General features: G+C 59.9%; 18 protein-coding genes and 3 pseudogenes. 12 read left to right on the top strand and 9 right to left on the bottom strand.

Features of this window, described 5'->3' with window-relative positions:
* Positions 1-807 (top strand): lipid A biosynthesis lauroyl acyltransferase (locus tag A3CW_RS0138465; RefSeq protein WP_028208284.1); only part of this gene is annotated, 807 nt, incomplete at its 5' end.
* Positions 808-1,285: 478 nt separating this feature from the next.
* Here the strand turns inward: A3CW_RS0138465 and A3CW_RS51605 are convergent.
* Positions 1,286-1,784, bottom strand: a pseudogene (locus tag A3CW_RS51605) (IS6 family transposase); the annotation flags it as partial.
* Positions 1,785-1,873: 89 nt separating this feature from the next.
* The gene (locus A3CW_RS0138455; protein WP_028208282.1) at positions 1,874-2,440 is read right to left on the bottom strand and encodes a phosphate-starvation-inducible PsiE family protein; all 567 of its coding nucleotides are present in this window, start codon (positions 2,438-2,440) and stop codon (positions 1,874-1,876) included.
* Positions 2,441-3,356: 916 nt separating this feature from the next.
* Between A3CW_RS0138455 and A3CW_RS0138450 the strand changes: the two genes are divergently transcribed.
* From A3CW_RS0138450 to A3CW_RS51600, 4 genes are all read left to right on the top strand, one after another.
* On the top strand, positions 3,357-3,599 hold the full coding sequence (locus A3CW_RS0138450) for a hypothetical protein (RefSeq protein ID WP_028208281.1): 243 nt from the start codon (positions 3,357-3,359) through the stop codon (positions 3,597-3,599).
* A gap of 27 nt (positions 3,600-3,626) precedes the next feature.
* Positions 3,627-3,866, top strand: coding sequence for a DUF6566 family protein (locus A3CW_RS48985; RefSeq protein WP_051481998.1), 240 nt, complete (start codon positions 3,627-3,629; stop codon positions 3,864-3,866).
* A gap of 177 nt (positions 3,867-4,043) precedes the next feature.
* On the top strand, positions 4,044-5,279 hold the full coding sequence (locus A3CW_RS0138440; protein ID WP_028208280.1) for an NAD(P)/FAD-dependent oxidoreductase: 1,236 nt from the start codon (positions 4,044-4,046) through the stop codon (positions 5,277-5,279).
* Positions 5,280-5,328: 49 nt separating this feature from the next.
* Positions 5,329-5,601: a UBP-type zinc finger domain-containing protein gene (locus A3CW_RS51600; RefSeq protein ID WP_081772007.1), complete on the top strand. Its 273-nt coding sequence runs from the start codon at positions 5,329-5,331 to the stop codon at positions 5,599-5,601.
* Between the two features lie 52 nt (positions 5,602-5,653).
* On the opposite strand, the gene A3CW_RS0138435 is transcribed toward A3CW_RS51600, so the two are convergent.
* From A3CW_RS0138435 to A3CW_RS0138420, 3 genes are all read right to left on the bottom strand, one after another.
* Complete coding sequence (locus A3CW_RS0138435; protein WP_028208279.1) at positions 5,654-8,488, bottom strand: ATP-dependent Clp protease ATP-binding subunit; 2,835 nt, start codon at positions 8,486-8,488, stop codon at positions 5,654-5,656.
* A gap of 517 nt (positions 8,489-9,005) precedes the next feature.
* Positions 9,006-9,635, bottom strand: coding sequence for an Hsp20/alpha crystallin family protein (locus A3CW_RS0138425; RefSeq protein WP_028208277.1), 630 nt, complete (start codon positions 9,633-9,635; stop codon positions 9,006-9,008).
* A gap of 159 nt (positions 9,636-9,794) precedes the next feature.
* Complete coding sequence (locus tag A3CW_RS0138420; protein ID WP_028208276.1) at positions 9,795-10,370, bottom strand: HdeD family acid-resistance protein; 576 nt, start codon at positions 10,368-10,370, stop codon at positions 9,795-9,797.
* Between the two features lie 290 nt (positions 10,371-10,660).
* Between A3CW_RS0138420 and A3CW_RS0138415 the strand changes: the two genes are divergently transcribed.
* Positions 10,661-11,095, top strand: a complete 435-nt coding sequence (locus A3CW_RS0138415) for a PRC-barrel domain-containing protein (RefSeq protein WP_028208275.1) — start codon at positions 10,661-10,663, stop codon at positions 11,093-11,095.
* A gap of 84 nt (positions 11,096-11,179) precedes the next feature.
* Here A3CW_RS0138415 and A3CW_RS0138410 read toward each other — a convergent pair whose 3' ends face one another.
* Positions 11,180-11,674 (bottom strand): MgtC/SapB family protein, encoded by a 495-nt coding sequence (locus A3CW_RS0138410; protein ID WP_028208274.1) that lies wholly within the window; start codon positions 11,672-11,674, stop codon positions 11,180-11,182.
* A 380-nt stretch (positions 11,675-12,054) separates the two neighbouring features.
* Between A3CW_RS0138410 and A3CW_RS51595 the strand changes: the two are divergent.
* A pseudogene (locus tag A3CW_RS51595) lies at positions 12,055-12,865 on the top strand (IS5 family transposase).
* A 75-nt stretch (positions 12,866-12,940) separates the two neighbouring features.
* The gene (locus tag A3CW_RS0138405) at positions 12,941-13,762 is read left to right on the top strand and encodes an AraC family transcriptional regulator (RefSeq protein WP_028208273.1); all 822 of its coding nucleotides are present in this window, start codon (positions 12,941-12,943) and stop codon (positions 13,760-13,762) included.
* A 66-nt stretch (positions 13,763-13,828) separates the two neighbouring features.
* On the opposite strand, the pseudogene A3CW_RS54090 reads toward A3CW_RS0138405, so the two are convergent.
* Positions 13,829-14,039, bottom strand: a pseudogene (locus A3CW_RS54090) (type 1 glutamine amidotransferase domain-containing protein); the annotation flags it as partial.
* Between the two features lie 186 nt (positions 14,040-14,225).
* Positions 14,226-14,879: a BON domain-containing protein gene (locus tag A3CW_RS0138395; RefSeq protein ID WP_028208271.1), complete on the bottom strand. Its 654-nt coding sequence runs from the start codon at positions 14,877-14,879 to the stop codon at positions 14,226-14,228.
* 423 nt (positions 14,880-15,302) lie between these two features.
* Between A3CW_RS0138395 and A3CW_RS0138390 the strand changes: the two genes are divergently transcribed.
* The 4 genes from A3CW_RS0138390 (at position 15,303) to A3CW_RS0138375 (ending at position 18,166) form a co-directional block, all read left to right on the top strand.
* The gene (locus A3CW_RS0138390) at positions 15,303-15,833 is read left to right on the top strand and encodes a DUF1269 domain-containing protein (RefSeq protein WP_028208270.1); all 531 of its coding nucleotides are present in this window, start codon (positions 15,303-15,305) and stop codon (positions 15,831-15,833) included.
* A 399-nt stretch (positions 15,834-16,232) separates the two neighbouring features.
* The gene (locus tag A3CW_RS53530) at positions 16,233-16,400 is read left to right on the top strand and encodes a hypothetical protein (RefSeq protein ID WP_169739138.1); all 168 of its coding nucleotides are present in this window, start codon (positions 16,233-16,235) and stop codon (positions 16,398-16,400) included.
* Positions 16,401-16,506: 106 nt separating this feature from the next.
* On the top strand, positions 16,507-17,721 hold the full coding sequence (locus A3CW_RS0138380; RefSeq protein WP_028208269.1) for an alkene reductase: 1,215 nt from the start codon (positions 16,507-16,509) through the stop codon (positions 17,719-17,721).
* A gap of 1 nt (position 17,722) precedes the next feature.
* On the top strand, positions 17,723-18,166 hold the full coding sequence (locus tag A3CW_RS0138375) for a host attachment protein (RefSeq protein ID WP_322787984.1): 444 nt from the start codon (positions 17,723-17,725) through the stop codon (positions 18,164-18,166).
* Between the two features lie 339 nt (positions 18,167-18,505).
* Here A3CW_RS0138375 and A3CW_RS48980 read toward each other — a convergent pair whose 3' ends face one another.
* Positions 18,506-19,978, bottom strand: a complete 1,473-nt coding sequence (locus A3CW_RS48980) for an aminotransferase-like domain-containing protein (RefSeq protein ID WP_035515184.1) — start codon at positions 19,976-19,978, stop codon at positions 18,506-18,508.
* Positions 19,979-19,987 lie beyond the last annotated feature (9 nt).

Below are 19,987 nucleotides of genomic sequence, written 5' to 3'. Positions count from 1 at the left end.
GTCGCAAGGCTCGGGATGGTTGTCGGCACTGCGTTGTATGCGCTTCCGAGCCGCCGCAAGCATATCGTCCAGGTGAACTTGCGTCTGTGCTTCCCCGAGAAGACTAGCCGCGAACGTCAGGCGCTCGCAAGAGCTCACTTCCGCCACGTTGTTCGCAGCTATCTCGAGCGAGGCATCCAGTGGTTTGGCAGTGCGCAGTCGATCCGGGATATCGTCCAGATCGAAAGCAAAATTGATCTCCATGACGATACAGCCCCGCCCACCATCTTTATGGGTTTTCACTTTGTGGGCATCGAGGTCGGCTGCATGCTCTACTCGACGCACCTCCCCGTCGCCTCACTGTACACACGTATGTCAAGCACAGCCCTATGCGACCTTGCCAGGCGGCAACGCGGCAGATTCGGCGCAGAGATGATCGAGCGCGCGACAAGTGCCAGAAAGATCGTGCAATTGTTACGTTCCGGCAAACCGGTCATGCTCGCGGCGGATATGGACCAAGGCGTTGAAAACTCTGCCTTTGTCCCTTTCTTTGGCGTTCCCGCCTGCACGCTCACAGCCGTTTCGCGTCTCGCGAGACTGGGGCGCGCGCGGGTTGTTCCCTTTGTGACTGAGGTGCTTCCGAATTGTCAAGGGTATAAGTTGACGATTTTCGAGCCGCTCACGGATTTCCCATCGGGGAGTGATGTAGCCGACGCGCGCCGCATGAATGCGTTCCTTGAGGAACAGGTCGTGAAGTTTCCCGAGCAGTATTACTGGGTGCACCGACGTTTTAAGCACCGACCACCGGGTATGGAATCGGTATATTGAACGGTTCGCTTGGTCATGGCCTGCAGGCAACGTTTGCCGGAAGCAACGCGTTGTGTGTTTTCAAAGTTTCCGTAGCCAGACCTTTTCTTGCTCGCCAATTGAACGGCGGCTTTGCGGTGGACCAGGCGCCCGAACGCCTCAGCAAGGAAGGTGCCGACGACGCCTCATGGCCGACCGCCGCCGGCCGTGGACGGCTCAGCTCGACCCTGAGCGGACCTTCAGTTCTCCCGATAGCGGCCGTTGAACTGTTGCAGCATTGGTATTCGACTATCGAAGCGGCTTTTTGGAGCCCGCTCCAATTGCTCCGCCTATTGCTGCCCCTAGGCTTAACCAGAGACCCATACTTTCAGTTGCTGCACCAACCGCGGCGCCGACCGCTATTCCGATTGCGAGCCATCTTCGCATTCCCTGCCTCTTATACGCGGTTGCCGTACTGACCACATTAACACGGGGTCGCCGCAACCGGCCGTTCCTGGCCGACCCGAGCACTGGCTTTGACGAAGACGTGTTTGATGTTTGCCAGTTCGGGAATTTCGGCCCTCGCGGCCGGATAGCTGCGCAACTGATCGGTGACAATCCTTCTCGGCGCGTCGGGACAGGCGGCCAGCACGCGTTTGAAGAAGCGCTTTGCTGCGGCCTTATCGCGACGTTTCTGCAGCAGGATGTCGAGTTCGGCGCCGTGCTGGTCGACTGCCCGCCAGAGCAGATAAGGCCCACCGCGCAACGTAACGAAGACTTCGTCAAGATGCCATGTGCTGCCAGGTTTGCGGCGAGCAGCTTTGACGCGATGTGCGAAGCCCGCGCCGAATTTGTCGCACCAGCGGCGGATCGACTCGTAACTGACGATGACACCGCGCTCGAACAGCAGTTCTTCAATATCACAGGCTGAGTTGGAACCGGAAGTACCACTGAACCGCGTGACTAATGACCGTCGCCGGGAACCGGTGGCCGTGATAAAGCGATTTTGTCTTCTTCATCGCGACATCATATGTGACCACCTCGCCAACGTGACAGAGCCGCGATTGAAGCTTACGCTCTCATCACGTGACGAGCGCGGCGACTCAGGTCAATTGTCGGTCTGGCCGCCGTCGCGGGGCGGTCCCCCTTGCTGCCGCTGCGCGTGCACCACGCGATCACGCTCTGCTTGCGCGACGGTCGTCGCGTCGACCGGGTCATCACGCTGCCGCATCAGCCAGTAGACGATCCCCAGTGCCACCAGCGTAAATGCAAGCGCCGCGATCTGGGCGGGCGCGCTGGTCGGATCGAGAATGATGAATTTGCGGGCGATAGCCAGCAGCGCAACCAGAAGCACCGTTTTGACCTGCACGATGTGATCGCGCCGCGCCATCACGTGCGTAATCGAATGCTTGAATTCCATCGCGATGAGCAGCGTCATGACCATCCCGAAGATGGTCTGATACACCGCGTGATCCAGCGGGTTCAGCGCGTCCGAAACCAGCAATGCAATCACGGCGTGAATCAACTGCCAGAGCGACACGAGGATAATGACGGAAATCACGACGCTCAGCACATGCGCGACAAGCTGCTCGAATCGTTCATAAAAGGTGAGCATGGCCCACTGCAGACGCAACTCATCCAGATCCTTGCGTAGCCAGCTTCTCTTACTTTCCATGATTAGACTCCCGGAGGGCCATCGCTGCGCCGCGAGCGCACCGCACGTGCATGGATTGCACATGCGCCGTGCACAGTCCATTCGACGGTCGCGTAACGCACATGCTACGGTCCTGCGCGTTTGCGCGGCTTCTTTGTGGATAGCTGCCCAAAGCAGAAACGACATATCCAGTTATTGATAACAGAGGCCGAACTATCTCGCGCTTCTGATACAGGTTCCTGTCATGTATTCGAAGAGGTACTAAGCCTGTAGCAGCAAGTCCATGCACTGTACCCCAACGAGCGCAATATGGAATACGCTATTTTGGCGGCGCCACAGCGATTGCGTCACTACCCGCCCCACCCAGGATGCGCCGACCGGCCGTCAACCGCTTATACGATCTATGCAGGTCTTAGGAGGCCTCGCTTGAGGCACGGTTCAATGCAGCCTCGCGCGTATCACGCGCGGCCGCTTGCGTATCTCGAATAACAAACAACCAGTCTCCGTCGCGGGCCGGTGTCGCCTGCTCCAAGTCCACCCGCACACGCGCTGGCTTGCTGCCGTGCTGCGGTTATTGAGCAACCGGAGCACCAGCGCCTGTACGACTGGCTCAAGCCTGTCCCGCTCGCGTGGGTCTATCAGGTCTAATTTCTTCGTATTTGTCAGCTCGCCAGCAGCTCATCAGCGGCGGACACCGGCTTTAGATACGATACGGGCTGGCTTGGAGAGGATCGGGCCCTTGTGGCCTTTTGCGCATTTTTCCGAAGAGCAGTTTTTCGGCGCGCCTTACCTTGATGCAGTCCGCACACGCAAGCGATTATCCGTACATCCCCGGATTAGCGACTAGACTTAGAGCATCGTCGGTGCATGCTCACGCAAGAGGCACGTATGCGCTATTCAGCCACGATTGGGAAGTGCGATCGAGGGAGGCAGACCGATGCCGAAGACCGTTCAAACCGCTGAGCAGATTCGCGACGAACTGCAGAACCGCATGGCGAAAATCGCCGCTGACGTGCCGGGAGCTTTGCGCGTGCGCATACCGCTACCGGAGCGGCACCCGCCCGACGCATCCGGCCGGAACTGGAACATGGTGCCGCTCAATGACCTCGGCGTAGATTACGCACATCATGTCCAGAAGGTGATCGAAGACATGCGCACCGAGTTCGTGCTTCCAGATTGACGCCTTGATACGAAACCGGAGCCGCTCATGCAAACGCACGTGTTTGAGCATCGAGGCTACGAGATCGCGGTACAGCCGGAGCAGAATGCATACGGCGCGTGGCAGGCGAAGGTGAGTGTGCGCCATGCCGATAGCCCCGTGGCCGAATTCCGTGTGGAGACGATTCAGCCGGAGTGGGTTACGCAGGAGGAGGCGGTCCGCGACGGCATCGAATGGGGCACGCGTTTTGTCGATCGCAAGCTGGAAGAGTCGCACGACCTGATGTGACGGAACCATCAGCGCAAAGCGAACAATACCCGGCAGTTTCGCGAAAGACGCCCCCCTCCGATGCGCTTACGGGGCACGAATACGGCCAACCGCCGTTATCCTGGCGCGGCCGCCTGCTTGTGAAGCACGATAAAACGAAACAAAGTCGTAACGTCCTCAAAGGGGGATAGCTTATTCATGGTCAGGATCTATGGACGCATGCGCAGCGCACATGGCTACGCGATACGCGACTTCCTGCATCGCTGCGACATACCGTTCGAATGGATCGAACTGGGCAGCGATAAGGAAGCGGAGGAACTGGCGCATGTGCAGCACCTTTCCGATTCGCGCTTGCCGGTCTGCGTCTTCCACGACGGAACGCGGCTGGAATGTCCCACCATCCGGCAAATCACCGAGAAGCTCGGCTGGTTTGCGAGTCCATCCCGTGAGGCCTACGATCTGGCGATTTACGGCGCAGGACCGGCGGGATTGAGCGCCGCGGTGTACGGTGCATCTGAGGGACTGCATACCGTACTGGTGGAGCGCTGGGCACTGGGCGGTCAGGCAGGTAGCAGTTCGAAGATCGAGAACTATCTGGGCTTTCCACAGGGCGTGAGCGGCGCGGAGCTCGCTGAACGGGCGCGCGACCAGGCCGTCAAGTTCGGCGCCGAAATCCTGCTGGCGCGCGCAGGCGTGCACGCGGAGTTTCCGCCGGGCCAAGGCATCGTGTATCTGGAAGACGGCACGCGTATCACGGCGCGCACGTCTATCTGCGCGACCGGCGTGGCATATCGCACGCTAGGCCTGGCAGGTGAAGAGCGCTTTCTCGGCGCAGGCCTTTATTACGGCGCTGGCGCCAGTGAGGCCGCGCTGATCCATGGCGAAAACGTGTATGTGGTGGGCGGCGGCAATTCGGCGGGACAGGCCGCCATGCATTTTTCGCAGTCCGCCAACCGCGTCTATATGCTCGTGCGTGACGCATCGCTCAAGAACACGTTGTCCCAATACCTGGTGGATCGCATTACATCGGCGTCGAACATTGAAGTGCGCACGTGCACCGAAGTTACCGCGCTCGCAGGCAGTGACGTCTTGCAGGAGATCACGCTGACCGATACGCGAACCGCCCAGGACCGCACGGTAAGAACGAATTGGCTATTCGTCTGCATTGGCGGCGTGCCGCAGACGGAATGGGCGCAGGAGGTCGGCATCGTTCGCGACGAAGGCGGCTATCTCGTAACCGGTCCCGATCTGCAGGAATATCGGGCGAACCTGAATTGGCCTCTCCAACGCGCGCCGCTCCATCTGGAAACGAGTGTGCCCGGCGTATTCGCAGCGGGCGACGTGCGTCACGCGTCGATCAAGCGCGTGGCGTCGGCAGTCGGCGAGGGGGCAATGGCTGTGACGCTGGTGCATCGCTATTTGAATAGCGCCTGAGCACGAGCGCAATGTTGATCCCCGCACGTCTGCGCATAGGAGCACGATCATGACCCCCGGTTGCACGCACCTGGGCGAGGCCCGCATTCTCCACACGTCCATCAACTATTGCGAGGACTGCGTGAAGCTTGGCCAGCCGTGGGTCCATTTGAGGCTTTGTCTTTCTTGCGGCCATGTCGGCTGCTGCGATTCGTCGCCCAACCGGCATGCAAGCAAGCATTTTCACGCGACCGGTCATCCGCTGGTACGTTCAATCGAACCCGGAGAAACGTGGATCTGGTGCTATCGCGACGGGATCGTGGTAGGTGAGCTTGAATCGTGAGTGCGACGCCCCCGCACGGGCGGGCGGCGTCGCGTTCTCAATCATCCCAGCGTCACGCATGTGCCGGTGCCTGCTTTGACGCCTCGCCGGGCGCTTCTGTGGGCGATGCTCCTTTCTGCACACGCACAGAGCGTGTACCTGAGTCATAGGTCAATGTGACCTTGTCGCCGTCGCGCACGTCGCCTCGCAACAGTGCATCGGCGAGTTGCGATTCCACCTCAAGACGGATCTTGCGTTTGAGCATCCGCGCGCCGAACTCGGGGTCATATCCGATCTGCGCAAGATGATCGCGCAACCCGTCGTCGAACGACAGATCGATGCCCTGGGCCAGTGCCGTACGCCGTACGCGCGCAAGTTGCAGGTCTACGATACTGCGAATCTGCTCCTTTCCGAGCGCATGGAACACGACGACTTCATCGACCCGATTCAGGAACTCGGGCCTGAAATGATGCCGCAGCATTTCCATCAACCGGTCGCGTAGTTCAGGGTAGTCGAGCTGCTTCGAGTCGGCCTTCATGTTGTCCTGGATCAGTTGTGAGCCGATATTGCTGGTCGCGATGATGATCGTGTTGGTGAAATCGACCAGACGTCCCTTGCCGTCGGTGAGACGGCCTTCGTCGAACAGTTGCAGCAGGAGGTTGTGCACCTCCGAGTTCGCCTTTTCGATTTCGTCGAGCAACACAACGCAATATGGCCTGCGCCGCACGCGCTCGGTGAGTTGCCCGCCTTCCTCGTAGCCGACATATCCGGGCGGCGCGCCAACCAGCCGCGCCACCGTATGACGCTCGGAATACTCACTCATGTCGATGCGCACCAGCGCGTTCTCGTCGCCGAACACCGAAGCGGCTAGCGCCTTCGCTAGTTCGGTTTTACCCACACCTGTGGGCCCAAGAAAGAGGAAGCTCGCAGTCGGCTTGCCGGCCTCTGTCAAACCGGCGCGCGAAAGCCGCACCGCTTTGGCGACCGCAGAGATGGCTTCATCCTGGCCGACTACGCGCTCCTTCAGATGGTCTTCCAGTCGCAACAGTTTTTCACGGTCCTCGGCCGTGAGTTCAGATAACGGTACGCCCGTGAGCGACGAAACGATCTGCGCAATGTCTTCCGCCGTCACTTCCTGCGAACTGGTGCCGCGCTCCTTCTTCCACGTTTCAGTGGCTTCGTGCAGGCGCTTTTGTTCCGCGACGAGCTGTTCTTCCAGTTCCTTGGCCTTATCGAATTGCTTTGCAGCGCTGGCCGCGTCCTGTTCCTGCTTGATGCGGCGGATGCTCGCCTCGACATCGTGCAATGGCTGCGGGCGCGAATTCGACGAAATGCGCACGCGTGCGGCGGCCTGATCGAGCAAATCGATTGCCTTGTCTGGCAAAAAGCGGGCGGCGATGTAGCGGTCCGAGAGCTTTGCCGCTGCAGCGATCGCCTCTTCGGTAATTTTCACCTTGTGATGTGCTTCGAGCCGGTCGCGCAAGCCACGCAGAATCTCGATCGTTTCCTCGACGCTAGGCTCAGGCACCATCACGGGCTGAAAGCGCCGCTCCAATGCCGAGTCCTTTTCAATGTACTTCTGGTATTCGTTCAATGTGGTCGCACCCACGAGGTGCAACTCACCGCGAGCGAGCGCAGGCTTGAAGACATTGCCGATATCGAGGCCGCCTTCGCCGCCGCCCTGGCCGGCGCCGACAATCGTATGCAGTTCGTCGATAAATACAACCAGACGGTCCTGGTTCTCGATGATCTCATCCAGTACCTGCTTGACCCGCTCCTCGAACTCGCCACGATACTTCGCGCCAGCCACGACGCTATTGATATTCAGTTCGACCACGCGCTTGCCGCGCAGCACTTCCGGCACCTGATCCTGAGCAATGCGTTGCGCCAGACCTTCGACGATAGCGGTCTTGCCCACACCAGGTTCGCCGATCAGCACCGGATTGTTCTTGCGCCGCCGCGCGAGCACTTCAATGGTGGTTTCGATTTCCTTGTCACGGCCGATCACCGGATCGAGCTTGCCTTGACGCGCAAGCGCGCTGAGATCGCGCGCGTACTTGTCGAGCGTGGGCGTGGTCGAGCGGTCTCCCATCTTGCCGTCTTCGGCACCCTTGCCGACCACCTTGACTGCTTTTTGCCGCAGCGATTGCGACGACAGCCCGAGCTTGCGCAGCAATTCACCTGCAAAGCCGTCTTCTTCCTCGACGAGCCCAATCAGAATGTGCTCTGGTCCGACATAGCTGTGACCCAATTCCAGCGACGCTTTCAACGCGCTTTCCAGCGCACTTTTGGCGCGTGGCGACACGCCAATCTGCTCGTCGTCGCTCGGCTCCTTGCGGGTGCCGCGCGGCGAGGTCTGGTCGATGGTCTTCTTGATCTCTTCGGGATCAAGCTTGAATTCGCGCAGGATTTCCTGCACCACATTGTTATCGGCAAGCGCCAGCAACAGGTGTTCCGTATCGACTTCGTTCTTGCCATATTCGACCGCTGCTTGCGCCGCGGCTTGCAGGCGGTCCAGACCGCTCTGGCTCAGGTACGTCTGCAGGTCCACCGCTTCACGCGCCCGGCGATGCCGGCGTGTCCGGCCGCCTGGGAGTCCGCCCGCTGAATCGCCCATTTGCCCGCTGCCGGCGCCTGTACGCTGATCCGCGCCGCCGGATTGTCCGGGCGAGCGTCCGATGCGTGACCGGCTACCGCGGCCGCTTTCCATCTGCGGCCACATGTCGTTGAACAGACTGTCGAACAGTCCGCCGTGAAAGAGGGACTCGAGCGGCGACAGGCGGCGCTGATTGCGCGCCATAAACTCCATGTAGTGCTCATCGCACAACATCAGCTGACGGCGCCGACCGTTATCGGTGATCGTGATCTGCGAGGTTGCGGGCTTTCCACAAACACTGCACTCGGCCATGATGATCTCCTTTTCGTCCGTGCGGGCATCGCTTCCCGGACGGGTAATGGGTGTGTGGAATATCTATTCCGCTGCTTATTCCGATGTCGCCTTGTTTGCGTGCTGGGCTCGCGCTGCACTCGAAACGATTCAAGCGAATTCCATCGTTCTTCGTCGCGTCGGCCGGCACACTGATTCGTCCTGCAGTACCAACAGCATGACGCGATGCAGCGTGTCCTCTTCAATGGATATGCCGGGATGCTCGTGGACGCGCTGACATGTGCGCGCCAACGTTTTTTCGATCCCGTCAACCAGCGTTGGGTAGTCATGCAAGGTGTGACGCTCCAGCCAGTTGCCGTCCGGGTTCGTCGAACGCAGTTCTGAGCGCGGCCGTCAGTTGTTCGGCTTCTTCCTCGGCGGCTCGCGTGGTAGTGGACCGTACCAACCGCAGCTTGATGCGATAAGCGTCGCCGGTGCGCAGCATGTCGCTTACAACCCGCGCCCGCAAACTGACCAGATCCATCGCTGACGGATGATGTTATTTGATCTCAATGCGCCGCTTCGCTGGCGGTTCTCCGGCCGCTTTGGGGATGCGCAGCGTCAGCACGCCGTTTTCAAATCTGGCCTCTGCCCGATCGAGATCGATGCCCGCGGGCAGCGGGACCACGCGCTGAAAATGTCCAAACGACCGCTCGACCCGATAGCATCCCTGTTCTTCGCTCGTCGATTCGAAGCGCTTGTCGCCGCTCACGATCAGCATGTCGTCTATCACTTCGAGTTCGACGTCGTCGCGGGTCATGCCCGGCAATTCGGCGACGATACGCAGTGCGTCGCCTTCATCGGTGACGTCGATCCGCGGTTGAAACTCACTCGCGCTGAAGTCGCCGAACCAGCTTCCGAGCGGTCCACGACCTCCGAACGGATCGCGGATCAATTCGGCAAACAGATGAATCGGATCAGGCAGCGGCCAGCTGGCAGCCGCAAGTGATACCGGCGCAGCAGCGACTTCCATTTGCGCCCCGTTACCCGTTTGCGTGCCAGTCTGTTGCCCGTTTTGCCGGGCGCTTTGCTGACTGGTGCGCGGCGCACCGGCGCCGCCCGATGCGCTTTTTTGCGCGTGCGAGCGTAAAAACCGGAACGGGTTCCATTTGTCGAGATCCAGAGGCATGTCATTCTCCTTACGTGAGGTACGCCAGTGCCAGACCTGAGGCTGGACCACTGGAGATGACGGGCGGTGCATTCGACCTCCTGATGCCAAGGCACGGCCGGCGCGGCATCGCCCGCGGGTTTGACCTCGTGACCCACGAGTGGCCCGTGAGCGGTGCGTTTACGGATGCAATGGCGCGTGTGGCTCGCCGGTCAGGCCGTCATGATGCCAGGCACGGGCAGTGATGCCGAGTACAAACAGCAGCGCGCCCGTGAACAACGCATACACGCCGATCAGCCAGACGAGCGCCAATGCCCCGGCGCCCGGAAAGAGCAGCACGAGGATGCCGAACAGCACGGACAGCACTCCGGTTAGCACCAGCATCCACGCATTGCGCAGGCGCCTGTGCAGCCGCGTTGCTGCGATCAGATCGAATACGCCAGTGATAATCGCGTTTGCGCCGATTACCGCGACCAGCACGAGGGTGGTAATGCCCGGTACCAGCGCGGCTATCACACCGGCGCCGATGCTGCAGATGCCGAGCAGCAAGGGCACCCACCAGCCGCCGTGCGTCGCGCGGTAGCGGATGGCCGCGACAATCGCGACAACGCCGCCAGCGATTGCGTAGGCACTGAAGAGGATGATAAGCAGTAGAAGAGTGAGACCGGGCCAGAATAACGCCAGAGTGCCGAACAGCAGCGCTACGGTGCCACGCAGAATGAGCATCCACCAAGCGCGCTCAAGCAGTTCATCCATGCGGGACTCCAACTGTACGTCAGGTGATCAACTGCAGTCTAGGCTTCACGCTTCTGCGATTCTTTCGCGTTTCTGCTATGCGTTTCGCAATTCTGCGTTCATTCATGAGGCATGCTGAATGGTGTGCAGATCGGCGTCCCAGATGCACCGAAATCACGCGATCCACCACCTTTCTTTTCAGCGCGGCTCGCCGTGAGGCGTCCTAACATGAACTTACGCGACTCACGGTCCAGCATTAGCCTGTTCACTGCTGGCCCAGTGTCGCACCGTGCAACCACAAAGGGAATCTCATGAAAAAGAATCTGCTTCTATGGCTGCTCGCGTCGTCGCTCGGACTCCCTCTAGAGGCGCACGCCCAGGTGGCCGGTGCCCAGCCGCTTGGTGTCAGCGTGGAAGAGTCGGCCGCGATCGTGGCGGGCTGGAGCGTGAGAAAGTCGGTCATGGACAAGCCGGTCTTCAACGAGAAGGGTGAGCGCGTCGGCGTCATTCATGACATTATCGTGGCACCGGACCGGTCGGTATCGTTTGCGATCGTCGCCGCGAACCAGTTTCTGGGGGTGTCGCATCACGACGTGGCCATTCCGATGGAGCAGCTCGATTTCAACAATGGCAAACTGGTGCTTCCCGGTGCGACGAAAGATGCGATCAAGGCGCTGCCCGAGTTTCAATACGCAAAGGTACGCGCGACGCCTAAGCCGAGGTCCGACTACAGCGAGCATCGGTGACATATGTCTCGCATCGTCCGTCGATGCATTTGACGCGCGGCACATTCGTTCTACGGGCAGTGCGCCGATCAGTGCGCCGCCGCGCTATTCGTCGTGCCGCGTGATTGCCGCCTGCTCTTCGGGCGACTTTCTTAGCCATCGCCGGTGTAACGCACGTTCAATGATGCCGCCGACCGAGAGCAGCAGCAGGAGCAGGGCGGTGGCAATACCCGCAATCTGCCATGCGCCGATGCCGCACACGATGCCGAGCGCGGCGGTGACCCAGATCGAAGCCGCTGTCGTCAAGCCGCTGATCTTGCCGGTGGCTCGGTTTTGCAGGATCACCCCGGCGCCGAGAAAACCGATGCCCGTAATGACGCCTTGAATCGCACGACCGGCGTCGCTGCCGTCAGTAAAACCGTGTAGTTCGAAGGACATGCCGGCCATCGTGACAAGACAGGAGCCGAGCGCAACGAGCCCCAGCGTCTTGACGCCGGTTGGCTTGCCATGCAGGTTTCGATCGAGTCCGACGATACAACCCACCAGCACTGCCGCGACCATGCGCAAGATCGCCTCAAGCAATTGAACGTGCGAAATCATCTGTACTCTGCGAGTTTTCCAGGTAACGTAGCGCTCGGCGAGCACCTCTCACTACAGTCTAGCGTCGAGGGTAGCCAACTGCAGGAGCGTCAAACGCCGCTCTGGAGTCCCTTTTGCCTAAAGCCGCAGTCGTCCTCCTGCGATCGCAGCGATCGGTGCGGCGTAGATGCTGTGTTGCGCGCCCAGATCTGGCGCAGCAACTCGCGCAAGCCGCGCATCGGGTGGATGTGTTGTTGCTTCGAGTTCCGGTTACTCCAAACGGGGGCGCTTCTGCCCATATGACGAATCCGTCTTAAGAACCCTTAACAAAATGAACGAGGGGGCTGTTAACCGTCGATGAATGCTGTTAACCTTTTCGTTGTTTCGACGACGAAAAGGACATGGCCAAGCCGATACTCGACGACGAACTGTGGGCACTCATCGAACCGTTGCTGCCCCCTCCCAAACTACGACGAACCCGTTATCCGGGGCGCAAGCCGCTCGACAATCGTGCGGTGCTCACCGGCATTCTCTTCGTCTTACAGACAGGCCTGCGTTGGGACCTGCTACCTCGCGAGATGGGTTGCGGCAGCGGCATGAGTTGCTGGGTCGCCTACGTGACTGGCAAGCCGCTGGCGTCTGGGAGCAGTTGCACGAGGTTCTGCTTGCGCGATTGCGCGCAGCCGACCAAATCGACTGGTCTCGCGTCATCGTCGATTCCTCTTCAGTCCGTGCTGTGGGCTCAGGTCAAAAACAGGACCGAATCCCACAGACCGCGCGCGACCCGGTTCAAAGCACCATCTCATCACCGAAGCGTAGGGCATCCCGCTCGCGGTGATTCTGACCGGCGCCAACCGCAACGACGTCACTCAACTTCAAGCGCTGGTCGAAGCAATTCCGCCGATCCGCGGCAAGCGTGGCAAACCACTATCTAAGCCTCGGGTCGTTCAGGGCGACAGAGGCTACGACCACGACAAATATCGACGTCCACTGCATGCCGCTGGCATTGCAACCGAAATCGCTCGACGTGGTCAGCCTCATGGCAGTGGGCTAGGCAAGACACGCTGGGTTGTGGAGCGGACCATCTCCTGGCTTCACGACTTCCGCCGACTGCGTATTCGCTTCGAACAGCTCGCTTTCATCCACGAGGCTTTCCTCAGAATCGCCTGCTGCATCATATGCTGGCGACACCTGCAAAAGTCATTCTGTTAACACCTCTAAGCAGCCCCCCTGGACTTGGCCTACGCTTCCGGTACCGACGAGGTGGAAACGAGAGCCTTTCTTATCATGAATCAAGCCACGACCCCGGATCACGGATTACGCTGCCAACCGATGAACGTCGCTTTTACCGACCGGCGGGTGAGTCTACTGCCGGGATTTCAGTTGATTGTACCGACAGGTCCAACTGTCGTGCGTGCCGTGGGCTGCGATGACCGCGGAAAGAGTCACGCCATCCTGATCTGTACACCATTTTCCGCAGTTATTCCGACGAGGGCGACGTTGGCCACGATCGCTGCCAGCGATCCCAGCGGATGGGTTATCGCCCTCAAATCAGACGTACTTGGGCAAGTCTCGCAAGAGGCGTTTCGCGCAGTCCCGATATGGTCTACGTCTTGGGATCCGTTCCTACGGGAGGCCGTAGATACATTGGGTGCTTTGCATGACGCGGATCTCATCGACGCTGCCTGCGCCGACGCTTTTGCCGATGTCATCTCGGTGCACATCGCTCTCCGGTACGGGCACTGTGCTGGTGCGGCCGAGCCGGACACGCTATTTACCCGTCAAATGCTGACTCGCATTCAAGTCTTCGTTCATGAGCACATCGCCGAAAATATTCTTGTCGACCAACTCGCGGTGCTGGTGCACATGAGTGCCTCAAACTTTGCACACGTTTTCAAAGCGACGACAGGTAGTCCGCCCCATCTGTACGTGACACTCGAACGAGTGAAGTTTGCCAGGACGATGTTGTGCGAGGAGACCATTCCCTTGGTTGAGGTTGGGGCGCGCGCGGGGTTCCAGACTCAGCAGCATTTCACCGCCGTGTTTCATCGACATGCCGGTGTGACGCCTCGCGCATTCCGGCTTGCCCACCGAAACGTCGGTAGCTGATTAATTTTGGGAAGTTGCGAGCAAAACCATGACCGCGGGACTTCCCGCTCGCGTATGAATCAGAGTCTTGAAACGCCACGTCGCTTCGGTTTGTGAATCCGGATCGTCGCTCTTGGGGTCGAGGGTGCTGCCGCCTTTGGCGAAGCGAGTGTCATCTTGACGCCAGCCGTCCCATGAACACGTAATAGGGTGCGGCAAGCTCTTCGAGCCAGAATCCGGTTTTCCGGCCCGTAGCGCCGAGCTGGTCGTGTGAAGTCAGTATCACCAGGATTTTCATGACCAACCTTGCGAGCTCTCGGATTCGCGTCGCAAGGAGCCGAAGAACGGTGTCATCGATCCAAGTCGTCCTGGCGGTATAGGGGGCAGTCAAGTGTGCTGAGGGCGTTTGCGGATTTTGGTGCCGTGTCCCTCTTTCCCTCGGCCATCCGCTACGCAAGCGAGCCGCCCGGCCTCCAGTGGCCTGTCAGTATTCGATGGTAATCCGGTTGTCGACCCGCATCACACCGGGGGCAAGCCATGCGATCCGCTCGGCCTCCTCGCGCTCAGCCCATGAGCGGACCGTGCCGCGCAGGACGACCTTATTGCCTTCGGCCTCCACCGTGATGTGCTGTGCGTCAACTTCCGCGTTGCGCTTGAATGCGTCGTCGATCTTGTGCTTGAGGTCCTCGGGTTTGACCTTCGGCTTGATTTCGATCTCGTTCGTCACGCCGGTGACGCCGCTCACCCGCAGCGCCGTGTCGGCCGCGCGGCGGCGCTGGTAGTCCCATTCGACTTCGCCCTTCAGCGTCACGTGTCCGTCCCTGACGACTGCCTTGATATCTTCCGCCGCATAAGGCACCTCGGCCTTCAGTTCGGCAATGATCTCGCGCACGATCTCCGGATCGGGCCGCTTGTTGATCAGAGGCAACCGCACCTCCACATCGTTTGCGACTCCCCTGACGCCACGTACGCGCGTCGCGTCCTCCGCGGCCTTTGTCCTTTGCCGGAAGCTGCGTGCGAAACCAGACAATGTGACCGCGCCGTCCTTGACCGCTACCCCGATATCAGATGGATCGATGTCCGGATCCCACTTCAATTCGTACTCCACATCTCGTTTGATGTCTTCGTCGGTTCTCATTGCTGCTCCTCGTTGGTTTGTTAATGGACTAACACGCGCGCGGGCTACGCCCCGCACCGCACGCATTCGTCCACGGTAGGGCGCGCCGGGCCGATTTTCTTCCCTACGCCTGTGCAGTTTTTGCGTAATGCTGCTGTCCGTTCACATCTGAAAGCCGCACAGCAGAAGCGCAGAGATCCGACACGTCCTGCAGGAATGAGGAAGAAGTGCAGGCCGCAAGAATCTAGTCTTGATGCCATCGTCGTCGCGTCAATGGCCCTGTCAAAGTTCCAGGGTGCGCGCCGGGCGGCATATGCAAGGTTGGCCGGCAACGGAGCTGCTTTGCGGTGCGATCGACCGGCTCGCGCGCGGCGCTGAGCATAAATTCGTCCATCTTCCAGGGGAAGGGTCTCGGATTATTTCCCAGAGAAAAGGAGAAAATCGATGAGCGATCTAGTCGTTGTAAGCTTCAAAGGCGAAGAGACAGCCGACCAGGTGTTGACCAAACTTCAACAGATGCAAAAGGAACATCTGATCGACCTTGAGGATGCCTGCATCGTGGTCCGTAGCGCGAAGGGCAAGGTACACCTCAAGCAAGCCGTCGATCTCGTCAAGATCGGCGCTGTCAGTGGCGCGGCTTGGGGTGGTCTATTTGGTGCGCTGGTTGGGCTCATGTTGCTCAATCCCCTCGTCGGGCTGGCAGCAGGCATGGCCATTGGTGCTGGCACGGGCGCATTGTCGGGCGCGCTCTCGGACTATGGAATCGATGACGATTTCATGCGTTCGACGGGCCAGAACATTGAGCCGGGTTCGTCTGCGCTCTTCATCCTCGTGCGTCGCGTGAATTTCGACAAGGTCCTGCCAGAGTTAAAGCCTTTCGGCGGAAAGGTATTAAAGACGTCTCTCACGAACGATCAGGAGGAGCGCCTGAGGAAGGCGCTAGAGAGCCTGAACAGCAGTGGTACGACGGCATAAGTATCGCTGCGCTGCATCAGGGTTGTGATCTTGAATTCCGTTGAAGTTTGCATTTGGGCCGGATCGGCACCGCGACAATTTATGCGGATTATTCCGTGTGGATGTCGATCACATCGACGCGCAGTTCGACATTGGGGAGTGCTCACGCCTTCGCGAGCAGATTGTCAGGCACGGTTCGGTCGAGCACGCGAGCTCCGTGGTGTCGAGCATCTCCTGCTTTACGCACGCGCCGATCTCTCGCCAACCCGAAGGAAGATCAGTGACGTCGATCCGAATGTCGTCATGACGCGTTCTTGATCTGTGGGATGGAGGTGGCGATCTCCGTCTCCAACGACCGTGATTGCATGTACTCAACGCCGGTGCGACAGCGAGATTCCGCTGTGCCCTATGGAGCGCTATATGACAAAGGAAAGCCACGACGACATCCGGAAGTCGAAAGTCGAGGAGCAGGAAGCGCCGATGACCCTCGACGAACAACTTGACGAGGCGCTCGGAGAGACCTTTCCCGCGAGCGATCCAGTTGCCGTTCACCCCGAGCCCGAACAACCCCCGAAGACGCAAACTTAGTCGTCGTCGGTACTAAGGGGGATCATGTCGATGTGACCTGACGCCGACGCATCGAAGCGTCTAAGGCAGCACGTTTCGGGGCGAATCAAAGACACACGGAGCGAATATGCCTGAGACGGAAATCGCGCCCGGGGACGCCGGGCAGCACGACGAGCAAGTCTCGCTGCGCAAGCTCTTCCAACCCGTAAAGGTCGGACCGTACAACCTGCGTCATCGTGTCGTGATGGCACCCCTGACGCGTTCGCGTGCGAGCCGACCAGGCAACATACCGTCGCAGCTCAACGCCTGCTATTACACGCAGCGCGCAGCGGCCGCGCTCATCATCAGCGAGGCGACGCAGGTGTCGATGCAAGGACAGGGCTATGCATGGACGCCTGGGATCCATAGTCGTGAGCAGGTCGAAGGCTGGCGGCTCGTAGCGGACGCCTTGCACGAGGCGGGCGGGTTGATGTTCATGCAGTTGTGGCACGTCGGACGCATATCGCACCCCTCGTTGCAGCCCGATGAAATGCTGCCCGTTGGGCCCTCTGCTGTTCGGCCGAACGCGGAGGCGTTCATCGAAAACGAGCGCGGCGAAGGTGTCGTCGCGCCCTGCGTCGCGCCTCGCGCGCTGCAGGGCGAAGAGATGCCGTATCTCGTGCGCCAATACTTCAGGGGTGCGCGCAACGCAAAGGCTGCCGGAATGGACGGCGTCGAAGTGCACGCAGCGAACGGGTATCTGCTCGATCAGTTTCTGTTGTCCGGCACGAACCGCCGCACGGACGAATACGGCGGATCGAGCGAGCGTCGGGCCAAGCTGCTATTCGAGGTAATCGAAACGGTTTGCGACGTGTGGGGGCCGGAAAAGGTCGGCGTCCGGCTGTCCCCTCTCGGCACCTTCAACGACATGCATGATGACAATCCCGAGGCGACCTTTTCTTATGTCATCGAGAAGCTTAATCGATACGGGCTGGCTTATTTGCACATCGTCAATCCCGCGCTGGCGGCGACCGGTGAGGATGTCGCTTTCACGGCGCGCGCGAAACGCATGAGCGAGATGATACGCCGCACCTATCGTGGCGTGCTGATGGTCGCGGGCGGGTTCGACGGCGGCAGTGCGGAAAGATGGCTCGAGGACGGCAACGCGGACCTGATCGCATTCGGACGCTTGTTCATCGCCAATCCCGACCTGCCGGAACGCTTGCGGTTGCACGCTCCGCTCAACTCGCCGGATCCGTCCACGTTCTATGGAGGTGGCGAGCGCGGATATACGGATTATCCGTCACTCGCGCAGGAACGAGGGGAGGCCCCACGGTCCGTCATCGATGGGCGTTGGAGATAGAGTGTTGCCGACCCGCGAGCTCGCTAGCGTGACGCGACGATTTGCGATGCCCGCCGAGCCGGCGACCAAACACACTGAGAGGCGCATCATGGCTGTCACTACCTGGGTTGTCGTTGCCGACGGCAGCCGTGCTCGAATCTTCCAGACACTGGGACTTAAACTGGACTTGCGGGAAATCGAAGACCTCGTCAATGTCGTCCCTGGTGTTCGGACGCTGAGCGAGAAGGATCGCGAAAAATTCGCCAGGACCGTCGCCGACTACATCGAACAGGGACGGCTCCATCAGCGGTATCAGCGATTGCGCTTAGCCGTCGAGCCGAAGTTTCTCGGGATGCTGCACGCGCGTCTGAGCGAGGGGACGCGTCACTTGATTTTCGAAGAGATCAACGAAGATCTCTCGGCCCTCGATGCGCGCGAAATTGAAGCGCACCTGCGAAGGCATTAACGACGACCTGCCCGGTGGTAGGTGCTATGTGGGAGGACCGCGGAAGTAAGCCCGACTGGAGTAAAACGGAAATTGCACACTCGTTTTCTCCGAAGGAGCACGCAAATGGATGCGCCTGACACAGCCCTCCATGGGCAGAATACGACTACAGGCGGTCGCCTGTACATGGCTTTAGAATTGGGCGAGAAGAGCTGGAAGCTCTCACTGGGGTGACTGCCAGGGAGCACCCGGCCGTTATACCGTTGCCGCTGGTGATACCACAGCTGTTCTCACAGCTGCCGCCAGGCGCAGGTCCAGGCGGCCTCGGATCCTCCGCGCTCCAGTTGGCGTCGCCATCAATCATGGCTCCTCGTCTGCTATTGATTCCGCTCCTTCGCGCTTGGTATGTCGGGCTGTCCGTTGCTCAGCCATTGCTCGCCTCGCCAGCATGCCCAAGGTGTGCAACTCCTTTTCAACGTCGGGGGTCCAGGGACGGCCATAGTTAAGCCGGATGTGACGGCGGAATTCGCGGCTGCATGAAAATATTGCACCGGGTGCTATCGCGATTTCGTGCGCTTCCGCCATCTCGAACAACTGCACTGCCTCGACTCCTTCTGGAAGTTGCACCCATAGAAAGAATCCGCCCGGTGGCCGGACCACCAGTGTCCCTTTAGGGAAGTACCTGACGACCGCAGCCACCATCCGGGTCTGAAGAGACGCCAGTTCGCGGCGCAGTTTGCGCAGAAGCCGGTCGTAGTCTCCATGCTCAAGGTAGCCGGCAATTGCGCATTGCACGGGCACAGACGCCGGCGCCATCGTCAGCCAACGCGCGTGCTCAATTCTCGCGGCGTATCGCCCCGCCGCTACCCAGCCGAGGCGCAGTCCAGGCGCAAGGCTCTTCGAAAACGAACCGCAGTGCAGCACGAGACCTTCAGAATCAAAGCGCTTCGCCGGATATGCCGGCGTCAAGCCAAAATACAGTTCGCGGAATACGTCGTCCTCGATGAGCGGCACGTCATGTTTTGCCAGCAACCTTACGAGCGCCTCCTTCCGTTCATCGGAGAGCGTCGCGCCGGTAGGCTGGTGCAGCGTCGTCATAAACCAGCAAGCCCGTACCGGATGCTGCCGCAACGCCTCCGCTAATACGCCGAGGTCGAGTCCACGGTGTGGATCGACAGGGATTTCCACGGCCTTCAGATGCAGGCGCCGAACCGCATCTTGCACAGCATGGAAAGCGGGCCGTTCTATTGCGATGGTGTCGCCAGGCCGCGTCAGAACCTGCAGACAGAGTATCAGTGCATCGAGCGCGCCACTCGTCACAACAATCTCTTCGATTGGGACCGTAACACCTGTGACAACGTAGCGCAGGGCGATCTGGCGACGCAGATCTGCTTCCGCCTCTCCCGCCGACAAGGCGCTCCGGGAACTCGCCATCCTCCGAGTTGCTGCAGTCAACGAGCGTGATATCCGGCCAAACGGGAACAGCTGGGCACTTGGCTCCGAAGCGCCAAGCCCCGCATGCGTGCATCGACGTTGAGCCTTCATGAAGCGGATAATCAGGCTGTCACCATCAGCCTCCTCAATACTGCGCTTCGAAACAATCGTTAGTGATTTCGTTGGCGCGGGCCGGCCCGCGACGAAATAACCCGACCGGGGTCTCGCGACGATCAGGCGTCGTCGTTCGAGCGTGTAGTAAGCCTGGAAAACGGTTGAAGGGCTGACGCGGTACGAACTACTCGCCTGGCGCACCGACGGAAGTCGCATACCCGGCTCAAGCGTACCGTTCGCAATCAGGCTTTCGAACTCCGCCGCCAGTTGGAGATAGCGCTTCATTATTGTGTC

It is taken from the genome of Paraburkholderia nodosa DSM 21604, from assembly GCF_000519185.1.
GTDB lineage: Bacteria > Pseudomonadota > Gammaproteobacteria > Burkholderiales > Burkholderiaceae > Paraburkholderia > Paraburkholderia nodosa.
This window is presented reverse-complemented; position numbering and strand designations above follow the sequence as displayed.